Source organism: Telluria sp. ZB4P34 (assembly GCF_059686055.1).
In genome coordinates, this window is record NZ_JCASIF010000022.1 from 26,565 (window position 1) to 47,776 (window position 21,212).

A 21,212-nucleotide genomic window follows, 5' to 3' on the forward strand; every position below is an offset into this window, starting at 1 on the left:
GACATCCCGGCCGGGATGCCACAAGGTCTTGTTCGTTGATCTAGCAAACAGAACAATGTTTCAGACTTTGTTCTGGGCACGAAAAACTTATCTTAGCATATAGATATTTCTGACCGGGAACAATACATTCCGAAAAAAGTGTTGCCGAGGTGTCGCTCTAAAGTAATACATTGGAAACACAGGAATGCTGATGAGTGAAATAATATTTCATATATGCATGCATATTTGAAATAGTATTTCATAAGTGGCTTTGCCGGGCGGCTGGCGCCCGGCCGGGGGCTCAGGGCATCGGGTGGCCGTCGCGGATCTTCTGTCGGCGGTAATGGCGGGCGGTCGCCCACAGCGCAATCGACAGCAGCGTGAAGCCGGCCTGGCCGAGCGCCAGCGACAGCACCGAATGCGACAGCATCGGCGAGATCACGCCGGCCACGATCGCGCCCGCCAGCGTGGTCACGAAGGACTGGCACGAGGCCACGGTACCGCGGATGTGGGGAAACAGGTCGAGCGCCATCAGCGTGGCGCCGGGCGCGATGATCGAGCTGCCGAAGGTGAAGAAGAACATGTGCGCCACGCTCCAGGGCAGCGAGGGCGGCAGGAAGCTATGGTAGGTCACGTTAAAGGTGACCGCGCCCAGCATGAAGAAGAAGCCGATGCGGATCTGGCGCGCGAATCCCAGCTTGCCCGCCATGCGGTTGGCCGCCAGTGCGCCCAGGAAGATGCCGCTCACGGTCGGCACGAACAGCCAGGCGAACTGCGAGGGGCCCAGGCCCAGGTGCTCGGGCAGCATCACCGGCGCCGACGCGATGTACAGGAACAGGCCGGCGAAGTTCAGCGCCACCACGCCCGACTTCATGTGGAACAGGAAGGAACTGAAGATGGCGCCGTAGCTCTGGGCCAGGAAGCGCGGGTTGAAGGGCTGGCGCTTCTCGCGCGGCACGGTTTCCGGCAGGTGCTTCCAGCAGAACCAGCCCAGGATGAGGGTATAGGCGCACAGCGCCAGGAAGATCGCGCGCCAGTCGGCCAGGGTCACGATCCAGCCGCCCAGCACCGGCGCGATGGCCGGCGCGATCGAGAAGATCATGGTCACCATCGACAGCAGGCGCGCCGCCGCGGCGTCCGAATACAGGTCGCGGATGATGGCGCGTCCCACCACCACGCCCGCCCCTGCCGACACCCCCTGCATGATGCGGAACACCCACAGGTAATGCACCGAGCTGGCCGCCGCACAGCCGAAGGTGCCGATCGCGAACACAACCAGCGCGCACAGGACCACGTTGCGCCGTCCGAAAGCATCGGACAGCGCACCATGCCACAGCACCATGCCGGCGAAGGCCAGCATGAAGGCGGTGAGCGTCTGCTGCACTTCCAGCGCCGAGGCATTCAACTCGGCGCGGATCTGCGGGAAAGCCGGCAGGTAGGCGTCGATCGAGAACGGCCCCAGCATCGACATCGCGGCCAGCAGCGTTGCCAGCCCGCCGGCCGACAGCATGGCGATTTTCAGGGGCGGGGGCAGCGGAACCGGCGTGACCGGATCCTTCGGCAAGTCGTCGGGGTCGGTCGGCGGCAGCATGGGGTCTTATTGCTCCTGTTTCGGCTTTGCGGGTTTCGCTTCCTCGCGTCGGTTGAAGCCGGCCACCATGTCGAAGCGGAACAGGCGGCATTCGAGCGCACCGTTGAAGAACGGGGTCTTGCGCGATTCCTTCAGGCGCAGCAGCTTGGGCAGCTGCAGGTCGGCCGTGAACAGGAAGACGGTCCAGCCGGCGAAGCGCTGCTTGAGCGTGGTGCCGAGCGCGGAGTAGAAGGACACCGCCATCTCGTCCTGCGGCACGGTGGAATCGCCGCGCACGCCGATGCGTTCGCCGTACGGCGGATTGGTCAGCATGACGCCAGGCTCGCTCGTCGGCGGCGACACGTGCTGGGCCTCGATCTGCTTCAAGGGCACGTCGAACAGGATGCCGGCGATCTTCAGGTTGTGGCGCGTCATCGCGACCATGTCGCCCGAGATGTCGGAACCGAAGATGGTCGGCTCGCCCGGCAGCGGGTTCGGCTTGATCTCCGCCTTCAGCGCGGCCCAGGCCTCGCGGTCGAAGTCGGCGAATTTCTCGAAAGCGAAGCGGCGCCGCGCGCCCGGGGGAATCCCCTGCAGCATCTGGGCCGCTTCGACCAGGATGGTGCCGGAACCGCACATCGGGTCGAACAGTGGCACGCCAGGCTTCCAGCCCGCCACCCGCAACATGCCTGCGGCCAGGTTTTCGCGTAGCGGCGCGTCACCGGTCTCTTCGCGCCAGCCGCGCTTGAACAGCGCTTCGCCCGAGGTGTCGAGGTAGATGATGAAGTTGCGCTGGTCGAGGAAGCCGACGATGCGCATGTCCGGCTCGCGGGTGTTCACCGAGGGACGCTTGTTGAACTGGTCGCGGAAGCGGTCGCAGACGGCGTCCTTGATCTTGAGCGTGGTGAACTCGAGGCTCTTCAGCGGGGATTTGACGGCGGTGACGTCGACGCGGATGGTGTGGTCAACGCCGAACCAGTCTTCCCAGGGCTGCTCGAGCACCAGGTCATAGATGTCGTTCTCGTTGTTGTAGCTGCGCTGGCCCATGCGCATGAGCACGCGCGAGGCGATGCGCGAATGCAGGTTGATGCGGTAGGCGTCGACCATCGAGCCGGAGCAGTGCACACCGCCAGGCACCTGGTTATGCACGCGCATCGTGGTGCTTTGCTGGGCGATTTCACCCAGTTCTTCGGCAAGCGCCGCTTCCATGCCGCGCGGGCATGGGCAGAAATATGAGGCCATGAGGGGTACCCTTTGTCCGTTGATAAAAAATGATTCAGGCGCCGCCGGTCCGCACCGGCGGCTTCACTATGGGGTGATGCTGTTCAAAATGGCTTCACGACGACCAGGATCACGATCGCCAGCAACAGCAGCACCGGCACTTCATTGAAGTAGCGATACCACTTGTGGCTGCGCACATTCGCCCCGCGCTCGAACTTCTTCAGCAGCGACCCGCAGGCATGATGGTAGCCGATCGTCACGACTACCAGCGCCAGTTTCGCATGCAGCCAGCCGCCCCGGATGCCGTAGCCCAGCCACAGCCAAAGGCCCAGCACCAGCGCGGGCAGCGCGAGGATCGTGGTGAAGCGGTACAGACGGCGTCCCATGCCCAGCAGGCGATCCAGCGCAGCCGGGTTGGTTTCCTGCGCCAGGTTCACGAAGATGCGCGGCAGGTAGAACAGTCCGGCGAACCACGAGGCGATGAAGACGATGTGCAGGGCCTTGATCCAGAGATACATGCTGGTCCTTTTAGTTAATGACGCACTTCGCCGTGCCCGAACACGACATACTTGAGCGAGGTCAGGCCCTCCAGCCCGACCGGTCCGCGCGCGTGCAGCTTGTCGTTCGAGATGCCGATCTCCGCGCCCAGCCCGTATTCGAAGCCGTCCGCGAAACGGGTCGAGGCGTTCACCATCACCGAGGCCGAGTCCACCTCGCGCAGGAAACGCAGCGCGGCGCTGTAGTCCTCGGTGATGATGGCTTCAGTATGCTTCGACGACCAGGTGTTGATGTGGTCGATCGCGCCATCCAGCCCTTCCACCACGCGGATCGCCAGGATCGGCGCCAGGTATTCGGTGCTCCAGTCCTGCTCGGTCGCACGCGCCAGCCAGGGGTAGCCGGCCAGGATCGCATGTGCCTCGGCGTCGGCGCGCAGCTCGACTTCCTTCGTCTTGTACAACTCTGCCAGCTGCGGCAGCACGGACGGCGCGATGGCGCGCGCCACCAGGAGGGTTTCCATCGTGTTGCAGGTGCCGTAGCGGTGGCACTTGGCGTTGAAGGCTACCGGCAGCGCCTTGGCGATGTCGGCCTTGTCGTCGATATAGACGTGGCAGATGCCGTCCAGGTGCTTGATCATCGGGACCGTGGACTCTGCCATCAGGCGTGCGATCAGTCCCTTGCCGCCGCGCGGGACGATCACGTCCACATACTGCGGCATGGTAATCAAGGCGCCCACGGCTGCGCGGTCGACCGTGTCGACCACTTGCACCGCATCCAGCGGCAGGCCGGCGCTGGTCAAGCCTTCGCTCACCAGTTTCGCCAGCGCGCGGTTGCAGTGGATCGCTTCCGAGCCGCCGCGCAGGATGGCCGCGTTGCCGCTCTTGATGCACAGGCCGGCCGCGTCCACCGTGACGTTCGGGCGCGCCTCGTAGATGATGCCGATGACGCCCAGCGGCACGCGCATCTGTCCCACCTGGATGCCGCTCGGCCGCGACTTCATGTTGGTGATCTCGCCCACCGGATCGGGCAGCGTGACGATCTGGCGCAGGCCCTCGACCATGGTCTTGATGGCGCCGTCGGACAGCGCGAGGCGGTCGAGCAGCGCCGGTTCCAGGCCGCCGGCACGGGCGGCGTCCATGTCCTGCGCATTGGCCGCGCGCAGCACGGCGGCGTCGCGCTCGATGGCGTCGGCGATCAGGAGCAGCGCGCGGTTGCGGGTGGCGCCGTCGGCGCGGGCCATGGCGCGCGAGGCGTCGCGCGCCTTGCGGCCCATCGAGTGCATGTGTTCGGTGATGTCCATCGCAATGTCCCGTATTGGTTGTACGTAGGGTGGTCGGCTTCGCCGACCGCGCGTTCAGCCAGTGCAGGAATGGCCGAGCCGCGTCAATTCACGGTACGGTTGAACGCGCGTTCGGCGGAGCCGAACCCCCTACCTGGCAACCCTGAGGGCCAGCTGCAGCATGGCGTCCCACGCATCCCCCGCAAACGCCTTCGCGCGCAAACCCTTGACCATCCGGTCCACCTGCGCCGCCTCCTGCAGCGCCGCTTCCAGCGTCGCCAGCGACACGCGCCGCAGCGCCGGCTCCATCATCCGCTCGCGCGGACCCCAGATGCGGGATTCCTTCAGCAGCGCGCCCAGCGGGCGGCCCTGCGCCATCCCGGATTTCAATTTTAGCAGCGTGCGGATTTCTTCACTGACGGCCCACAAAACCAGCGGCAGCGCCTCGCCCTCGCCCTTCAATCCGTCGAGCATGCGCGCCAGGCGCGCCGCATCGCCCGCCAGCATCGCCTCGGACAGCTTGAACACGTCGTAGCGCGCCACGTTGAGCACGGCGTCCTGCACCTGTTCGAAACTGAGCTTGCCCGGCTCGTACAGCAAGCCGAGCTTCTGGATTTCCTGGTGCGCCGCCAGCAGGTTGCCCTCCACGCGGTCGGCGATGAAGTCCAGGCTCTGGCGCTCGGCGCTCTGTCCCTGGCTTGACAAGCGCATGCCGATCCAGCCCGGCAACTGCGGACGTTCGACGATCGGGATCTCGATGTAGACCGCGGCCTGCTGCAGCGCCGTCACCCACGAGGCCTTGGCGGTCTGCCAGTCCAGCTTGGGCAGGGTGATGAGGGTCAGGTTGTCGGGGCCGAGGTCCTTCGCGTAGGCCTGCAGGGCGGCGCTGCCGTCCTTGCCCGGCTTGCCGCCCGGGATGCGCAGCTCGATCAGCTTCTTGTCGCCGAACAGGGACATGGCCTGGTTCGCCGCCAGCAGTTCGCCCCACTTGAAGGTGCGCTCGACCGTGAGCACGTCGCGCTCGGTGTAGCCCTGCGCGCGTGCGGTCTTGCGGATGCGGTCGGCCGCCTCCAGCGCGAGCAGGTGCTCGTCGCTGGTGATCACGTACAAGGGCGCAAGGCCCTTGGCCAGGTGACCCTCGAGGGCCTCAGGCCGCAGTTGCATGCTTCGGTTCCAGGTCAGACAGGTTTGATGGCGGCCAGGCGGCGCAGGATCTGCTGCACCAGGTCGGTCTGCATGTCGCGGTACAGCAGCACCTCTTCCGATTCCTTGGCCAGCACCTGCGATTCGTCGAAGGCGATGTTGCGGCGCAGGGTGATCTCGGTCGGGCCCAACAGTTCCCTGTTGTTCGCGTCGCGCACGCGGAACACCAGCGTGTAGCTCAGCGAATATTCGCGCACCCGGCCCAGGCTGTTCAGCGACAGGATCGATTTGCCGCGCGATTCCGACAGCACGTCGAACACGGCCTGCGCACGCGAGGCGTCGTTCTCGATGCGCACGGCGTCGCCCGCGCGCAGGTTGCGCTTGAGCTCCGTGCCCAGCGGCGAAGTCTCGGGGAAGGCCAGGTAGATGCTCTGGAAGGGCATGTTGTACTGGCCGTTCGAGCCGCGCAGCTGGAAGCCGCAACCGGCAACGCTTGCAAGCAGCAGGAGTACAGCGAGAGTGCGCACCACGATGGTCTTCATCGCTTACACCACGATGTTGACGAGTTTGCCCGGCACGACGATGACCTTCTTCGGCGTGCCTTCGATGAACTTCTGCACCGATTCCTCGGCCAGCGCGGCCGCTTCGATCGACGCCTTGTCGGCATCCTTCGCCACCTTGACCGAACCGCGCAGCTTGCCGTTCACCTGGATCATCAGTTCGATCTCGGACTGTTCCAGCGCGGCCGGGTCCACTTCCGGCCACTGCACATTGAGGATGTCGCCGTAGACGGCGGCATAGCCCAGGTCCTGCCACAGCGCGTGGGTGATGTGCGGCGCCACCGGGTTCAGCAGGCGCAGGAAGATCGAGAAGCCTTCCGCGATCACCGCGCCGGACGCCACACCTTCGGCGAGCTTGCTGGACTCCAGGGTGTTGAGCATCTTCATGCAGGCCGAAACGACCGTGTTGTACTGGATGCGCTTCAGGTCGTAGTCGGCCTGCTGCAGCACCTTGTGCACTTCGCGGCGCAGGGTCTTCTGCGCATCATCGAGCGAACCTTGCTGCTGGCCGGCCAACGCCGCGGCAATGCGCTCGCGCTGCGCGTAGCCGTAGGCCCAGACGCGGCGCAGGAAGCGGCTCGCGCCTTCCACGCCGCTGTTCGACCACTCCAGGGTCTGCTCCGGCGGCGAGGCGAACATGGTGAACAGGCGCGCGGTGTCGGCGCCGTACTGCTCGATCTGCGCCTGCGGGTCGATGCCGTTGTTCTTCGACTTCGACATCTTCTCGGTGCCGCCGATGTTCACGGGCTGGCCGTCCGACTTCAGCGTCGCGCTCTGCGGGCGGCCCTTGTCGTCGAAGGTCAGTTCGACGTCGGCCGGGTTGAACCAGGTCTTCTTGCCGGATGCGTCTTCACGGTAGTAGGTCTCGTTCAGCACCATGCCCTGGGTCAGCAGGTTGACGAAAGGCTCGTCGAACTTGAGCAGGCCGAAGTCGCGCATCACCTTGGTCCAGAAGCGCGCGTACAGCAGGTGCATGACGGCGTGCTCGATGCCGCCGATGTACTGGTCCATCGGCATCCAGTAATCGTTGCGGGCGTCGACCATGGCCTCGTTCGAGCCCGGCGAGGTATAGCGCATGTAGTACCAGGATGAGTCGATGAAGGTATCCATCGTGTCGGTCTCGCGGCGCGCAGGCTTGCCGCACTTGGGGCAGGAGCAGGCCAGGAAGGCTTCGTCCTTGTTGAGCGGGTTGCCGGTGCCGTCCGGGACCAGGTGTTCCGGCAGCACGACCGGCAGGTCCTGCTCGGGCACCGGCACGGCGCCGCAGTCGCCGCAGTGGATCATCGGGATCGGGGTGCCCCAGTAGCGCTGGCGCGAGATGCCCCAGTCGCGCAGGCGGAAGGTGACCTTCTTGTCGCCCAGGCCCTGGGTTGCGAGATCACCCGCCACGGCATTGACGGCGGCGATGTAGTCGAGGCCGTCGTACTTGCCCGAATTAATCAGCTTGCCGCCCGCCGTGCCGGCGTGCTCCTTATCGCCGTACCACTCCTGCCAGCCCTCTAACGAGAACGCCTGGCCTTCGACCGCCACCACCTGCTTGATCGGCAGATTGTATTTCGTGGCGAAGCCGAAGTCGCGTTCGTCGTGGCCCGGCACGCCCATCACGGCGCCGTCGCCGTAGGTCATCAGGACGTAGTTGCCGACCCAGACCGGCAGCTGCTCGCCCGTGACCGGGTGGGTGACGGTGAGGCCGGTCGGCATGCCCTTCTTTTCCATCGTCGCCATGTCGGCTTCGATGACGGAGCCCAGCTTGCATTCGGCGATGAAGGCCTGCAGTTCCGGATTGTTCTTCGCTGCGTGCTGGGCCAGCGGATGCTCGGCCGCCACGGCGCAGAAGGTCACGCCCATGATGGTGTCGGCGCGGGTGGTGAAGACGTACAGCTTGCCCTCGTTGATGAGGGCGCCCGATTCGTCCTTGATCTCGTGCGGGAAGGCGAAGCGCACCCCGGTCGACTTGCCGATCCAGTTGGCCTGCATGATGCGCACGCGCTCCGGCCAGCCCGGCAGCTTGTTGTCCACGTAGTCCAGCAGCTCGTCCGCGTACTCGGTGATGCGCACGTAGTACATCGGGATCTCGCGCTTCTCGATCAGCGCGCCCGAGCGCCAGCCGCGGCCGTCCACCACCTGCTCGTTCGCCAGCACGGTCTGGTCCACCGGGTCCCAGTTCACGGTGCCGGTCTTCTGGTAGATGATCCCTTTTTCCAGCATCTTGAGGAACATCCACTGGTTCCACTTGTAGTATTCCGGCTTGCAGGCGGTCATCTCGCGCGACCAGTCGATGGCCAGGCCCATCGATTCCATCTGCCCGCGCATGTGGGCGATGTTCGAGTAGGTCCACTCGGCGGGCGGCACGTTGTTCGCCATCGCCGCGTTCTCGGCCGGCATGCCGAAGGCGTCCCAGCCCATCGGCATCAGCACGTTGTAGCCGTTCATCCGCAGGTAGCGGTACATCACGTCATTGATCGTATAGTTGCGCACGTGACCCATGTGCAGCTTGCCCGACGGGTAAGGCAGCATCGAGCAGGCGTAATACTTGCCCTTCGGGAAACGCGGGTCGTTCTCGACGGCTTTGTAGGCGTCGATCGACTTCCAGTAGGCTTGGGCGGCCTGTTCTACTTCGGCTGGACTATATTTTTCTTGCATGATTTCTGCAGACGTAATGAGGGGTGGAACCGGACATTATACTGGTTCGTATTGCACTGCGGCGAAAGGCTGAGGCCATGAAAAAACCGCCATGCCCGCCGGAGCAGGGATGACGGTTAAGTTGGTTTGCTCTCAAGTAGGGTGTTCGGCTATGCCGAACGCGCGTTCAGCCGGAGCATGAACAGCCGCACGTCAAAGCGGAGGGGAGTTGAACGCGCGGTCGGCGGAGCCGACCACCCTACCGTAGCGTCAGCTTCAGCGCCGGCTTCTCGCCGTAATCCTCATAGCGCTCGTTGATGCCGCCCACGCAAAAGGCGATCTCCTCCAGCAGATCTGGCACGGCCGCCTTCATCTTGTCGGAGTCAAGGACGACAATCTCCAGCACCTCGTTCGGCTTCAGCCGGAAGCTGGTCATGTTCTCGTCATCGCGCAGGTAGCTCATGCAGTCCACCCAGGCATCGATCGACTCGGCGTACGACGCGGGAAAGCCGAATGCGCGCCGCGATTCCTGGTGAAAGGCGGCCTCGTCGACGATGGCGGCGCCGCTCAGTTCGACGACGGCCATGCTCAGCCCTTCAGCCCGAGCACGTCGTCCATGCCGAACAGGCCATGCGGCTTGCCCGCCAGGAAGCGGGCCGCACGCAGGGCGCCGTGCGCGTAGGTGACGCGGCTGCTCGACTTGTGGCTGATCTCGATGCGCTCGCCCGTGCCGAGGAACATGACGGTATGGTCGCCCACCACGTCGCCGCCGCGCACGGTGGCGAAGCCGATGGTCGAGGGGTCGCGCTCGCCGGTCACGCCTTCGCGGCCGTAGACGGCGCATTCCTGCAGGTCGCGTCCCAGGGCGCCGGCGATCACTTCGCCCATCTTCAGCGCGGTGCCGCTCGGTGCGTCGACCTTGTGGCGGTGGTGCGCCTCGACGATCTCGATGTCATAGCCTTCGCTGAAGCTCTTCGCCGCCATTTCCAGCAGCTTGAGCGTCACGTTCACGCCCACGCTCATGTTGGGAGCGAACACGATGCCGACCTGCTCGCCGGCCGCGCGGATCGCGGCCTTCCCGGCCTCGTCGAAACCGGTGGTGCCGATCACCAGCTGCACCCCGTTGGCCGCGCAGTAGGCCAGGTGCTGCAGCGTGCCTTCCGGACGGGTGAAGTCGATCAGCACGTCGGCGTCCTTCAGCGCGGCAGCCAGGTCCGACTGGATGGTCACGCCGGTCAGCTGGCCGGCAAAGGCGCCGGCGTCCTGGCCGATATGGGGCGAACCCGCGACGTCCAGCGCGCCCGCCAGCTCGGCGTCGGGCGCGGCCCCGATCGCTTCGACCAGCATGCGGCCCATGCGGCCGCTGGCGCCGGCGACAGCGACTTTCAACTTCCTGGTCATGGCTGGACGACCGGGGCGCCGCCGACCTTGGGCGCCTCGACCGGACGGGTTTCCTGCTTGGCCTTGTTGCTTACCTTGGCCGGGCCGGCGATGCGGTCGATGTATTCGCGCTCGGTCGGCAGGTTGCCGCCTTCGAAGCGCTCGACCTTGTCGTCCTTGAAGAACACGGAAACGCGGCTGGTGGTCAGCTCGCCGTTGCCGCGCGCGAGGTAGAACGGGAAATCCCAGCGGTCGTCGTGGAACACGCTGGTGAGCAGCGGGCCGCCGAGGATGAAGCGGACCTGGTCGCGGGTCTGGCCGACCTTCAGCTGGGCCAGCATTTCGGCCGAGACGAAGTTACCCTGCTGGATATCGGGACGGTAGGGCGAGAAGACCCACATGAACTTCTGCAGCTTGGTGGCCTGGACGGTCTGGGCGCCGGCGTTGGCCGTGGCAGCCGATTTCTGTGCGTCGGCAACGATGGAAGCCGGGTCCGTCTCCACCGGGGCAGCCGGACGCGTCTGGTTGCGCCAGGACGCGCAGCCGGACAGCACCAGGGTGCAGGCGATACCCGCCGCGAGTGCTGCGCGGGCAGCGAATCGATTGAAATCGCGATGGAAAACGGCTTGTTTGACGCGCATAGGTAACCTCAAAACGTTTGAGCGGGAGCTCCAAAACGCTATATCATAAAGCACTATGCCAAACTACGAGCAAGAAACGTGAGCGTCCTCCATGAGTAACAACCCCTCCGACCTCAAGGCCAGCGGACTGAAGGCAACCCTGCCGCGCCTGAAAATCCTGGAAATCTTCCAGAACAGCTCCGTGCGGCACCTGACGGCGGAAGATGTCTACAAAATCTTGCTTGCCGACAACATGGACGTCGGCCTGGCCACCGTCTACCGCGTGCTGACACAGTTCGAGCAGGCCGGCCTGCTGAACCGCAACCACTTCGAGACCGGCAAGGCCATCTACGAGCTCAACGCCGGCTCGCACCATGACCACCTCGTCTGCCTGGACTGCGGCCACGTGGAAGAGTTCTTCGATGAAGAGATCGAGTCGCGCCAGCACAAGATCGCGGTGGAGCGCGGGTTCAAGATTGCCGAGCATTCGCTGGCGATTTATGGCAACTGCGTAAAAGTGGGCTGTCCGCGCAAGGGCTGACGCCACATCACCGTAGGGTGTGCGGCTACACCCGGCACCGTGCCCAATCTGCGGCCGCCAAAGCCGCACACGCGTTCGACCAGCCCACGAACAGCCGTTCTGCCTGATCAAAAGGGATTTGAACGCGCGGGCGGCAGACACGATTGCGGCTGAACCTGTCTCCCGGTGGAGCCGCCCACCCTACAAATACCCGGCCTGTTCGGCATTTTTACGGCTGGCTCAGGGCATTCGACAACAGCTTCGCCGTGATATCCACGATCGGAATCACCCGCTCGTACGCCATGCGCGTCGGCCCGATCACGCCCAGGGTGCCGACGATGCGGCCATTCACCTCGTAGGGCGCCGTCACCACGCTCATTTCGTCCATCGGCACCAGCTTCGACTCGCCGCCGATGAAGATCTGCACCCCGCCCGCCTTGCTCGACACGTCCAGCAGCTGCATCAGCCCGGTCTTCTGCTCGAACATCTCGAACATCTGGCGCAGCGAGCTCATGTTGGAGGACAGGTCCGAGACCGACAGCAGGTTGCGTTCGCCCGAGATCACCATGTCGTCGCCCTCGGCCATCGCCTCGCTGCCCGCCTCCACCGCCACCTGCATCAGCTTGCCCATGTCGTCGCGCAGCTGGCGCAGCTCGCCGCCCAGGCGCTTGCGCACCTCGTCGAAGGTCAGGCCGGCGTAGGTCTGGTTCAGGTAGTTGGCCGACTGGATCAGCTGCGCCGGCGTGTAGTCGACGTCGGTCAGCAGCAGGCGGTTCTGCACGTCGCCGCGCGGATCGACGATCACCAGCAGGATGCGCTTTTCGGACAAGCGGAGGAATTCGATCTGCTGGAACACGGACTCGCGCCGCGGGCTCTGCACCACGCCGGCGAACTGCGACAGCGAAGACAGCATCTGTGCCGCGTTGGCGATGAGCTTTTGCGGATGCTGGCTCGGCAGGCGCATGCTCTGGGCGCCGACCGCGTGCTCGTCGAGGTGTTGCACGGTGAGCAGCGTATCGACGAACAGGCGGTAGCCGCGCGGCGTCGGAATGCGGCCGGCCGAGGTGTGCGGGCTGGCCACGTAGCCCATTTCCTCGAGGTCGGCCATGATGTTGCGGATCGTGGCCGGCGACAGGTCGAGGCCGGAAATCTTCGACAGCGCGCGTGATCCGACCGGCTGGCCGTCGGCGATGTAGCGTTCGACGAGGGCTTTGAGCAGGGTCTGGGCGCGAGGTTCGAGTTGCATGGGTTGGGGAAAGCGGGAGGTCAACTCATATTATGCACGTTCGGCCGGGCGCGGCGCCAGTCAGGCGTGCTCGCGCCCGAGCCAGTCCAGCAGGCCGTCCAGGCTGCTCACCTCGGCGTCCGGACGAACCTGCTCCGGCGCCTCGTTGAGCTTGCCTACCCGGTTCATCCACACCGCGCGCATGCCGGCGCCCTGGGCGCCCGCGACGTCGAGCAGCAGGTCGTCGCCCACGTACACCGCTTCCTGCGGCGCCACCCCGAGCAGACGGCAGGCTTCCAGGAAGATGCGCGGGTCGGGCTTGGCCAGGCCGAAGCCGGGGGCGGCCACCGAGGCGTCGAAATGGCGCGCCAGGCCGATCGTCTGCAGGTCGGCGTTGCCATTGGTGACGGAGCCGAGCCGCACCCGCCCCTTCAGGCGCAGCAGGCCGGGCAGCACGTCGTCGTAGGGAATCACCGCATTGCGGGCCGCGAAGAACTCGGTCATCGCCAGTTCCACCTTGCCCGCGTCCTCGCCGGCCTGCTCGAAAGCGGCAATCAGGCCGGCGCGGCGCAGGGCGCCGAGGTCGAGCTGGAATTCCGGCCGGCGCGCCAGCAGCTCGAGCCGGGCCTGGCGCAGCGTCTCGATCGTGAATTGCTGCGCCACCCGCGGCGCATGCTCGCGCAGCCAGGCGAACAGGATCTGCTCGGCCTCCAGGATGACCGGGGCGATCGGCCACAGGGTGTCGTCGAGGTCGAACAATACGGCTTTGGGCCAGGCGCGGCGTTGGATCATGATTGGTCGGCGAAAGATGAATGCTCGAGCCAAGGATAGCGAGCACGCCGGTAGAAATCAATCCGGCGCCGCTTTGACGAATCGGCATCCGCCGAGGTAGGCACTACCGGCGGTTACACCGTGATACAAAGGCAAACCGTCCAGCTGCTTGCCAAATGGACTAAAATGTCGGGCGATAGAGTGTGGGCGACGATCGCCCAGCCGCGTGTCCTCTTGTCATTAGCACACGCATGCACGTCCACCAGTGAGATTTTTTGGAGAAATTATGAAGAGTTCGTACCTGCGTGCCGGTGCTGCACTGGCATGCGCGCTGGTGCTGTCCGCCTGCGGCGGCAGCGATGGCGACCTGCTCATCAGCGGGGAGTTCAGCGGCGTGACCAAGCCGGGCCTGGTTCTGCAAAACAATGGCGGCGCGGACCTGGCGATTGCCCCGACCAATGGCGGTTTCGGTGGCTTCCGCTTCCCGGAACTGGCGGAATCCGATTCCAGCTACAACGTCACCGTCAAGACGCCCCCGAGCAACGCATCGGGCTGCGACGTGATCAACGGCGCGGGCAAGGTGGCCTTCCACGTCACCAACATCGTCGTCAACTGCAAGATCCGCCAGCACGCGCTGAAGGGCACGATCACCGGCCTGACCGGCAACAACCTGGTGCTGGTCAACGGCCCGGACCGCGTACCGGTTCCTGCCGGCGCCACCGGCTTCACGATGGCCACCGTCAGCGAAGACGCGCCCTATGGCGTCACCATCCTGACCCAGCCCGACAACCAGACCTGCACGATCGCCCACGCCGCCGGCACCGTGGGCCAGGCCGACATCACCAACGTGGCCGTGACCTGCGGTCCGCGCACTTAATCCTGGAGCAAGCTGAATGAAGTCTTACCTGATCCGTCCGGCCGGCGTGCTGGCAATGGCGCTGGGCCTCGCTTCCTGCGGGGGCGGTGGCGACGATGATAACTATACGGTGGCAGGCTCGGTCGAGGGCCTGGTGTACCCGGGCCTGGTGCTGACCAACAACGGCGCCGACCTGCCCGTCGCGCCGCCGGCCAAGGCCGGCGATCCGGTGTCCTTCGTCTTCCCGAACAAGCTCGAGTACGGCGACGAGTTCAGGATCACCGTCAAGACCCCGCCGGCGCACCAGACCTGCGGCGCGCCGGAAGAAACCGGCTATCTCCGTACTACCTACGGCACGGCCGGCCAGCTGGCGCAGATCAATGCGCGCTTCATCTGCTCGGTCAATGCCTACGCCATCGGCGGCAAGGTGACTGGCCTGACCAAGGACAACAAGGGCCTGGTGCTGGCCAACGGCAGCACCACCGGCTCCACCGCGCTGATCGCAGCCGAGACGAATACCACCGGCGCGGCCTTCGACTACCAGATGCTGCTGTCGGTGCCCTACGGCCAGACCTATGGCGTGTTCGTGGTGACCCAGCCGACCGGCCGCTTCTGCACCGTCGAGAACCCGGCCGGCACGATGGGCGATGCTGCGGTGACGAACATCAACGTCGTCTGCGTCCCGCGCTGAGAGATATGCGATAAACGAATGTCACGTATTTGAAAGGGAAATTGGACTTATATGCTGTGACGCAGCATAATCGCTCCTGTCTCCTCCAACTCTCCTCAGAAAAGAATTGGATTCAAGCCCGCCTCACCGCGGGCTTTTTTTTCGCCCGTGCACGACGGGCAGCCCGCGGCGATCAGGCCGGGCGCTTGGCGCTGACCTTCACGACGGCGACCTGCTGGGCGCCGACCGACACCTGGGCATTGTAGGCGTCGGCCGCGCGGCTGGTGGCGGCTTCCGCGTAGGTGCTGATGCCGGCGAGGACCAGGGTGGCGATGAAGATGGCTTCCATGTTCTTGAGGACGTTCATTTGTGTGCTCCTTCAGGTAGTTTGGCTGGCCGCCCGGGATGTCCTGCGGCTGTCGATGGATGCACTTTATCGAATGGGCCCGGTGGGCTCCAGCGGACTGCGACGAACTGCAGGAAAGGGCGTCTGAAGGGACGAAATGCGCGATGCGCGGTCGTTGTGCGGTGCAATGTAGCAGCTTGCGGGGACAGGCAGGGAGGAACGAGACTGTCTCTGCGCTGCAGGGAGTTGGACGCGCGGGCGGCGTTCAGGGGAAGCGTTGTGCAGGCTATAGGGTGGAGCCACCCACCCTACGATCGATGGCGGCTGGGCTCAGAGCAGGTTGGCGAGTGCCACGTACTGCTCCAGGCCCACCGCTTCCGGACGCACGCCCGGGTCGATGCCGGCTTCCACCAGCTGGGCTTCGGTGAACATCCCCGCCACGCAGTTGCGGATCACCTTGCGGCGCTGGGAAAAGGCCTTGGCCACCACCTTTTCCAGCGTGGCGCCATCCACCTCGAGCTTTTCGCGCTTCGGGATCATGCGCACGATCGCCGACTCCACCTGCGGCGGCGGGTCGAAGGCAGTGGGCGGCACGATGAACAGCAGGTCCATGTCATAGCGCCACTGCAGCATCACCGACAGGCGGCTGTAGGCCTTGGTGCCCGGCTCGGCCACCATGCGCTCGACCACTTCCTTTTGCAGCATGAAGTGCTGGTCCTCGACCAGCGGCGCGAACTCGGCCAGGTGGAACAGCAGCGGGCTCGAGATGTTGTACGGCAGGTTGCCGACCACCCGCAGCTTCTGCCCTTCCGGCACGGGAATCGATCCGAAATCGAACTTCAGCGCGTCGCCCGAATGCACGGTGAGCTTCTCGCGCGGATAGGCTTTTTCCAGGCGCGCCACCAGGTCGCGGTCCAGTTCCACCACGTGCATGTGGTCGAGGCTTTTCAGCAGCAGCGCCGTCATGGCGGCCAGGCCGGGGCCGATCTCGACCATCGTTTCGCCGCGGCGCGGGTCGATGGCGTCGATGATGTTGTCCAGGACGAGTTTATCGGTCAGGAAGTTCTGGCCGAAGCGCTTGCGTGCGACGTGTTTCATGTGTGCTTTCTTGTTGCTTGTTTTTTCAAGTCTTGCGAGCCAGGGCCATGTGCATGGCGGCGCGGATCGCTTCCATCATGCTGCCGCAATCGGCCAGGCCCAGTCCGCGGGCCGCCAGGTCGAGCGCGGTGCCGTGGTCGACCGAGGTGCGCACGATGGGCAGGCCGAGCGTGACATTGATGCCGCGTCCGAAAGTGGCGTACTTCAGAACCGGCAAACCCTGGTCGTGGTACATCGCCAGCACGCAGTCGGCCTCGCCGAGGTATTTGGGCTGGAACAGGGTGTCGGCCGGGTACGGGCCGCGCACGTCGATGCCGCGCGCCCTCGCCTCTTCCAGCGCCGGCGTGATGACCTCGATCTCTTCGCGCCCCAGGTAGCCGTTCTCGCCCGCGTGCGGGTTCAGGCCGGTGACCAGGATGCGCGGCGCGGCGACGCCGAACTTGCCCTTCAGGTCGCGGTCGATGATATCGATGACTTCGGCCAGGTTCTCGCGGGTGAGTGCGGACTGGACGTCCTTGAGCGGTAGATGGGTGGTGGCGAGCGCCACCCGCAGGTAAGGCTGGTCGCCCGCGGGCCGCCCTGCCAGCATCATCACCACCTTGGGCGTGCCGGTCTTCTCGGCCAGGTATTCGGTGTGGCCGGAAAACGCCACCCCGGCCTCGTTGATCGTGCTTTTCTGGAGCGGCGCGGTGACGATGCCGTCGAACCAGCCGGCCTGCGCACCCTCGATTGCGAGGTCCAGGGTGGCCAGTACGGCGCGGCCGTTGTTCGCGTCCAGCGTGCCGGGAATGACGTGGGCGGCGAGCGGCACGTCGATGACGGCCAGCCGGTCCTTGCCGAAGTGCGGCAGGCCGCCGTTGCGCAGCGCCTGGATCGACAGGGCCGACAGGCGGATGTCAGGGTCGATCAGGCTGGCGGTGAGCGCCAGGAAGGCGGCGTCGCCGACCAGCACGCAGTTGGCCGAATCGCGCAGCGCCCAGGCCGCGCGGATCGAGATTTCCGGACCGATGCCGGCCGGCTCGCCGACCGTCACCGCAAGGGTGGGGCGGCTTGCCTGCGGCATGGACATGGCTTACTGCTCCTCGCGGAACTCGACGTAGGCGCGGTCGCGCACCTGGCGCATCCAGTCTTCCAGCGCTTCCTGCATCTTGCGCTCGCGCAGCACCTGGCGCGCCTCGTTGCGCTGCTTCTGGGCGCTCTGGTCTTCGCTCTTGCGCTCGACGACGCGCAGGATGTGGAAGCCGAACGGCGACTCGATGACGTCCGAGATTTCGCCCGGCTTCAGGGTGGAGAGCGCCTGGTCGAATTCCGGACCGGCGTCGCCCGGCTCCAGCCAGCCCAGGTCGCCGCCCTTGGCCGCGCTGCCCGGTTCCATGCTGTTCTGGCGCGCCAGCTCTTCGAAGGTGGCGGCCTTGCTCAGGACCTTTTCCTTCAGTTCGACCAGCTTCTTCTTGACCTCGTCCGCCGTCATGGTCGGCGTCGGCTTCATGAGGATGTGGCTGACGCGGGTGCTCTGCACCACGTTGCTCTCGGCCGCCGCAGCCTCGGCCAGGTTGCGCTTGTCCGCCATCCGCAGGATGTGGAAGCCGACGTTGGTCTTGATGATCGGCGTGACCTGGCCCTTGTTCAGCTTGCGCAGCTGGGTGGCGAAGACTTCCGGCAGGCGGTCCGGGTCGCGCCAGCCGATGTCGCCGCCCTTCAGCGCGTCAGGTGCGTCGGAATAGGTGGCGGCCATCTTGCTGAAGTCGGCGCCGGTGCGCAGCTGGCGCGCCACTTCCTCGGCGCGTGCGCGGCGCGCGGCGATCTGCTCGGGCGATGCATTCTCGGGCACGGCCACCAGGATCTGCGCCAGGTTCATCTCGACGCGCTCGGCGGCCATCGCCTTGGAGGCAGCCAGGTAGGTGTCGATTTCTGCTTCCGAGATCTGGATCTTGGAGTCGACTTCGTGCTCGCGCAACTGCTGCAGCATGATCTCGTTGCGGATGTCTTCCCGGAACTGGCCAAAGGCCAGGCCTTCCTTTTCCATCTGGTTGCGCATCTCCTGCACCGACATCTTCTGGTTCTCGGCGATGCGGCCGATGGTGGCGTCGAGCCTGCGATCGTCGACGCGCACGCCCATTTCCTTGGCCAGCTGGAGCTGCGCGCGCTCGACGATCATCGACTCGACCACCTGGCGCTCCAGGGTCGCCGTGTCCGGCAGCTGCACGTTGCGCGCCTTCAGGTTCTGCATGGTCTGGGCCACGCGGTTGCGGACCTCGTTCTTGGTGATCACTTCGTCATTGATGACGACATGGATCGAATCGATCACCGTGGCGCTGCTCGATGCCGGGGGCAGGAAGCCGCTGCCCGGCTTGGCGGCCGGCGTTGCCGCCGGCGTCGCCGGATCGCCGGACCGCTGGGCCAGCACCTGGCCCGCAGTCAGCGCGCACAGCAGGACTGCGGCGAGCTTGGTAGTGTGCAAACGGGTGGAACGCGTCATCTCAAAAGCACTCATTCAGGTGAATAATCATTCAGTTCAGCCCAGGAGTGTATACCCCGGCCGTTAAGGCGTCCTTAAAAATCAACGACGCCCGACATTCGTGTTCAGCTGCGTATAGCCCGGGACGCTCTTGTTGAACGTTTCGAGCGGGTTGCTGCCCAGGCCCAGGCGCGACAGGCCGTTGAGCTCGAGCTGGAAGAAGATCGGCGTCGAGGTGGTCTGGGCCGCGGTCACGAAACGCTGCGCGCCAAAACGGAACACCCAGCAGTCGGCCTTGTACTCGAGACCGACGAGGCTCTCGAGCAGCTTGCCCCGCCCCGGCGTCGCGTTGCCCACGGTGTAGGAACGCAGCGCATAGCTGACCCGTCCCACGCCGTACCAGCGCGCCGACAGCGGCCACTGCGCCGAGAAATCGACGTTGCGGAAGCTGCCGCGTTGATAACGGTACTCGGCGTTCAGGACCTTCATCCGGGCCGGCTGCCACTGCATGCTCAGGTTCGAGCTGTACAGGTTGCTGCCGGTCGCGTCATATTGTACGCCGCTATCGAAGCTCCAGGTCTCGGAAATGCGGCCCGATGCCGCCACCAGCACGTCGGAACGGCTCTGGTGCACCGGCTCGCCCGGCAGGCGCACGCGCGGCTCGTCGAAGTAGATGCGCTGGCCGAAGGCCATGCGCAGGCGCTCGGCGCCGTCGGCCTGGATATAGCGCGACACCACGGCGGCGGTCAGCTGGTTGGCGTCGGACACGCGGTCCGGGCCGACGTAGCGGTTTTCGCTGAACAGCTGGGCGTAGTTGAAGCCCGCGCGGCCGGTGTCGAAGACCGGGAAGCTGCTCTGGTCCTGGTACGGGGTGCGCACGTAGAACAGGCGCGGCTCCAGCGTCTGGGTGACGGCGCGGCCGAACAGCGTGGCCTCGCGCTCGAACACCATGCCGCTGTCGAGCGAGAAGGTGTGCAGGTTGCGGGTCAGCTTGCGCTGGGTGACCGAAGGATGCGGATCCAGGTCGTACTTGCTGTGGTGCGAAATGAACTTCGGCGTGATGAAGTAGCCGGGACGCACCCAGGGATAGCTGACCTGGGCCACCGCCACGGCGCGGTTGCCGCGCACCAGGTCCGGGTGCCAGAAGCTGACCGCCTCGGCGTCCACGGCCCAGTCGAAGCCGGCCACGTCGTAGCGGCCGGAATGGAAGTTAATCTGCGGCAGGCGGTCGTAGGGGCGCGGCACCGTCAGGCTCGGGTTGGTGGCCGCGGCCGGGTCCTGCAGCACCTGGTAGTTCTGGGCGCGCGCGGAGATGCTCCAGTACTGGCCGCTGTAGTCGGTGCGCAGCTCGCGCAGCAGCTGGCGCTCGGCGCTGACCGCCACCGTGCGCGAGAAGTCGCTCGGGTATTCGTCGTCGGAGGCCGCGTGCAGGTTCCAGCCGTAGGACCAGCCCGGACCCAGGGCCTGGGTGTGGACCGAGTCGACGCGCCAACGGTCTTCGCCGGTCTCGCGGTCCTTGCGCAGGCCCTCGATATGGGTCTCGCCGTTGTAGGCGCCGCGTTCGGTCACGCCCAGGTAGCGCCCGGTGGCGCCGAGCTGCAGGCCGCGGTCGAACATCATGCGCGGGTACACCGTCAGGTCGCGGTTGGGGGCGATGTTGAAGTAATACGGGACCATCACCTCGGCCTTGCCCTTGGAGCCGAAGCCCGCCGTGGGCGCCAGCCAGCCGGAGCGGCGCGCGCCCGACAGCGAGAACGACAGGGCCGGGGTGCCGAGGATCGGCACGTCCTTGAAATAGATGACGGTCTTGCCGGCCAGGCCGACGTCGCGGCCGCTGTCCAGGCGCAGCGTGCTGGACTTGAGGTACCAGTCCGGGTCCGGCCCTTCGCAGGTGCTGTAGGTGCCGTCGCGCACCAGCGCCACGTCTTCGCCCAGGAAGTCGATGCGCGAGGCATTGCCCTGGGCGTTATTCAGCTGCAAACGGTATTCGGGACGCAGCACGTAGCCCTTGCCCGTTTCCATATTCAGCTGCAGCTCGTCGCCCTTGTAGCGGTCGCCGAAGCGCCACATGTTGACGTTGCCGACCGCCGTGACCTGGTCTTCGATGCGCAGGTAGCAGGCGCTGTCGGCCGTCAGGCGGGTCTGGCCGCGTGTCAGTTCGACATTGCGCTCGAGATTGATCTGGCGGTCCGGGCGGCCGCTGATGTCCTCGGCGCGGATCGTGATCGGCAGGTCCTGTTCATCGGAGTGCGACGCGAGCTGTGGTACGGGGGGTACAGTCTGGGCATCGGTTTGGGCAAATACGGGCGCCGATGCGGCGGCGATGGCGCCTGCCAATACATACAGTACACGTGCTTGTCGCGGGGGAAATGGGTGGGCCGAAAACCAGCTCATGG

At 65.4% G+C, this 21,212-nt stretch carries 20 protein-coding genes; 3 read left to right on the forward strand and 17 right to left on the reverse strand.

Going from position 1 to position 21,212, the window contains the following annotated elements; all coding sequences use genetic code 11:
- Positions 1–280 precede the first annotated feature (280 nt).
- From AC56KL_RS21800 to AC56KL_RS21845, 10 genes are all read right to left on the reverse strand, one after another.
- The gene (locus AC56KL_RS21800; protein WP_497182269.1) at positions 281–1,570 is read right to left on the reverse strand and encodes a multidrug effflux MFS transporter; all 1,290 of its coding nucleotides are present in this window, start codon (positions 1,568–1,570) and stop codon (positions 281–283) included.
- 6 nt (positions 1,571–1,576) lie between these two features.
- Positions 1,577–2,791: a THUMP domain-containing class I SAM-dependent RNA methyltransferase gene (locus AC56KL_RS21805; RefSeq protein WP_497182270.1), complete on the reverse strand. Its 1,215-nt coding sequence runs from the start codon at positions 2,789–2,791 to the stop codon at positions 1,577–1,579.
- Between the two features lie 83 nt (positions 2,792–2,874).
- Positions 2,875–3,288 carry a CopD family protein gene (locus AC56KL_RS21810; RefSeq protein ID WP_497182271.1) on the reverse strand — a complete coding sequence of 138 codons (414 nt, stop codon included), beginning with the start codon at positions 3,286–3,288 and terminating at the stop codon, positions 2,875–2,877.
- 14 nt (positions 3,289–3,302) lie between these two features.
- Complete coding sequence (locus tag AC56KL_RS21815) at positions 3,303–4,574, reverse strand: glutamate-5-semialdehyde dehydrogenase (RefSeq protein WP_497182299.1); 1,272 nt, start codon at positions 4,572–4,574, stop codon at positions 3,303–3,305.
- A gap of 123 nt (positions 4,575–4,697) precedes the next feature.
- A complete protein-coding gene (gene holA, locus AC56KL_RS21820) occupies positions 4,698–5,711 on the reverse strand; it encodes a DNA polymerase III subunit delta (protein ID WP_497182272.1) in 1,014 nt (337 codons plus the stop codon).
- 14 nt (positions 5,712–5,725) lie between these two features.
- A complete protein-coding gene (locus AC56KL_RS21825) occupies positions 5,726–6,232 on the reverse strand; it encodes an LPS-assembly lipoprotein LptE (RefSeq protein ID WP_497182273.1) in 507 nt (168 codons plus the stop codon).
- Between the two features lie 3 nt (positions 6,233–6,235).
- Positions 6,236–8,893 (reverse strand): leucine--tRNA ligase, encoded by a 2,658-nt coding sequence (gene leuS / locus AC56KL_RS21830; RefSeq protein WP_497182274.1) that lies wholly within the window; start codon positions 8,891–8,893, stop codon positions 6,236–6,238.
- A gap of 238 nt (positions 8,894–9,131) precedes the next feature.
- Positions 9,132–9,458, reverse strand: coding sequence for a barstar family protein (locus AC56KL_RS21835; RefSeq protein ID WP_497182275.1), 327 nt, complete (start codon positions 9,456–9,458; stop codon positions 9,132–9,134).
- A 2-nt stretch (positions 9,459–9,460) separates the two neighbouring features.
- Complete coding sequence (gene dapB, locus AC56KL_RS21840; RefSeq protein WP_497182276.1) at positions 9,461–10,273, reverse strand: 4-hydroxy-tetrahydrodipicolinate reductase; 813 nt, start codon at positions 10,271–10,273, stop codon at positions 9,461–9,463.
- A complete protein-coding gene (locus AC56KL_RS21845) occupies positions 10,270–10,893 on the reverse strand; it encodes an outer membrane protein assembly factor BamE (protein ID WP_497182277.1) in 624 nt (207 codons plus the stop codon). Before AC56KL_RS21845 ends, dapB begins: the two co-directional genes overlap by 4 nt.
- A 91-nt stretch (positions 10,894–10,984) precedes the next feature.
- Between AC56KL_RS21845 and fur the strand changes: the two genes are divergently transcribed.
- Positions 10,985–11,413, forward strand: coding sequence for a ferric iron uptake transcriptional regulator (gene fur, locus AC56KL_RS21850; protein ID WP_497182278.1), 429 nt, complete (start codon positions 10,985–10,987; stop codon positions 11,411–11,413).
- 208 nt (positions 11,414–11,621) lie between these two features.
- Here the strand turns inward: fur and hrcA are convergent, their stop codons facing one another.
- Positions 11,622–12,638: a heat-inducible transcriptional repressor HrcA gene (hrcA, locus tag AC56KL_RS21855; RefSeq protein ID WP_497182279.1), complete on the reverse strand. Its 1,017-nt coding sequence runs from the start codon at positions 12,636–12,638 to the stop codon at positions 11,622–11,624.
- A 60-nt stretch (positions 12,639–12,698) separates the two neighbouring features.
- Positions 12,699–13,409: an HAD family hydrolase gene (locus AC56KL_RS21860; RefSeq protein WP_497182280.1), complete on the reverse strand. Its 711-nt coding sequence runs from the start codon at positions 13,407–13,409 to the stop codon at positions 12,699–12,701.
- A 265-nt stretch (positions 13,410–13,674) separates the two neighbouring features.
- On the opposite strand from AC56KL_RS21860, the gene AC56KL_RS21865 reads away from it, so the two are divergent.
- Both AC56KL_RS21865 and AC56KL_RS21870 read left to right on the forward strand, forming a co-directional pair.
- The gene (locus AC56KL_RS21865; protein WP_497182281.1) at positions 13,675–14,265 is read left to right on the forward strand and encodes a hypothetical protein; all 591 of its coding nucleotides are present in this window, start codon (positions 13,675–13,677) and stop codon (positions 14,263–14,265) included.
- Between the two features lie 16 nt (positions 14,266–14,281).
- Complete coding sequence (locus tag AC56KL_RS21870) at positions 14,282–14,935, forward strand: hypothetical protein (RefSeq protein WP_497182282.1); 654 nt, start codon at positions 14,282–14,284, stop codon at positions 14,933–14,935.
- Positions 14,936–15,107: 172 nt separating this feature from the next.
- Here the strand turns inward: AC56KL_RS21870 and AC56KL_RS21875 are convergent, their stop codons facing one another.
- From AC56KL_RS21875 to AC56KL_RS21895, 5 genes are all read right to left on the reverse strand, one after another.
- The gene (locus tag AC56KL_RS21875; protein ID WP_497182283.1) at positions 15,108–15,281 is read right to left on the reverse strand and encodes a hypothetical protein; all 174 of its coding nucleotides are present in this window, start codon (positions 15,279–15,281) and stop codon (positions 15,108–15,110) included.
- Positions 15,282–15,590: 309 nt separating this feature from the next.
- Complete coding sequence (rsmA, locus tag AC56KL_RS21880; protein WP_497182284.1) at positions 15,591–16,358, reverse strand: 16S rRNA (adenine(1518)-N(6)/adenine(1519)-N(6))-dimethyltransferase RsmA; 768 nt, start codon at positions 16,356–16,358, stop codon at positions 15,591–15,593.
- Between the two features lie 25 nt (positions 16,359–16,383).
- Entirely contained in the window at positions 16,384–17,421 is a 1,038-nt protein-coding gene (pdxA, locus tag AC56KL_RS21885) for a 4-hydroxythreonine-4-phosphate dehydrogenase PdxA (RefSeq protein ID WP_497182300.1), read from the reverse strand.
- A 9-nt stretch (positions 17,422–17,430) separates the two neighbouring features.
- On the reverse strand, positions 17,431–18,837 hold the full coding sequence (locus tag AC56KL_RS21890; protein WP_497182285.1) for a peptidylprolyl isomerase: 1,407 nt from the start codon (positions 18,835–18,837) through the stop codon (positions 17,431–17,433).
- Between the two features lie 81 nt (positions 18,838–18,918).
- Positions 18,919–21,210, reverse strand: coding sequence for an LPS-assembly protein LptD (locus AC56KL_RS21895; RefSeq protein ID WP_497182286.1), 2,292 nt, complete (start codon positions 21,208–21,210; stop codon positions 18,919–18,921).
- Positions 21,211–21,212: the final 2 nt, after the last annotated feature.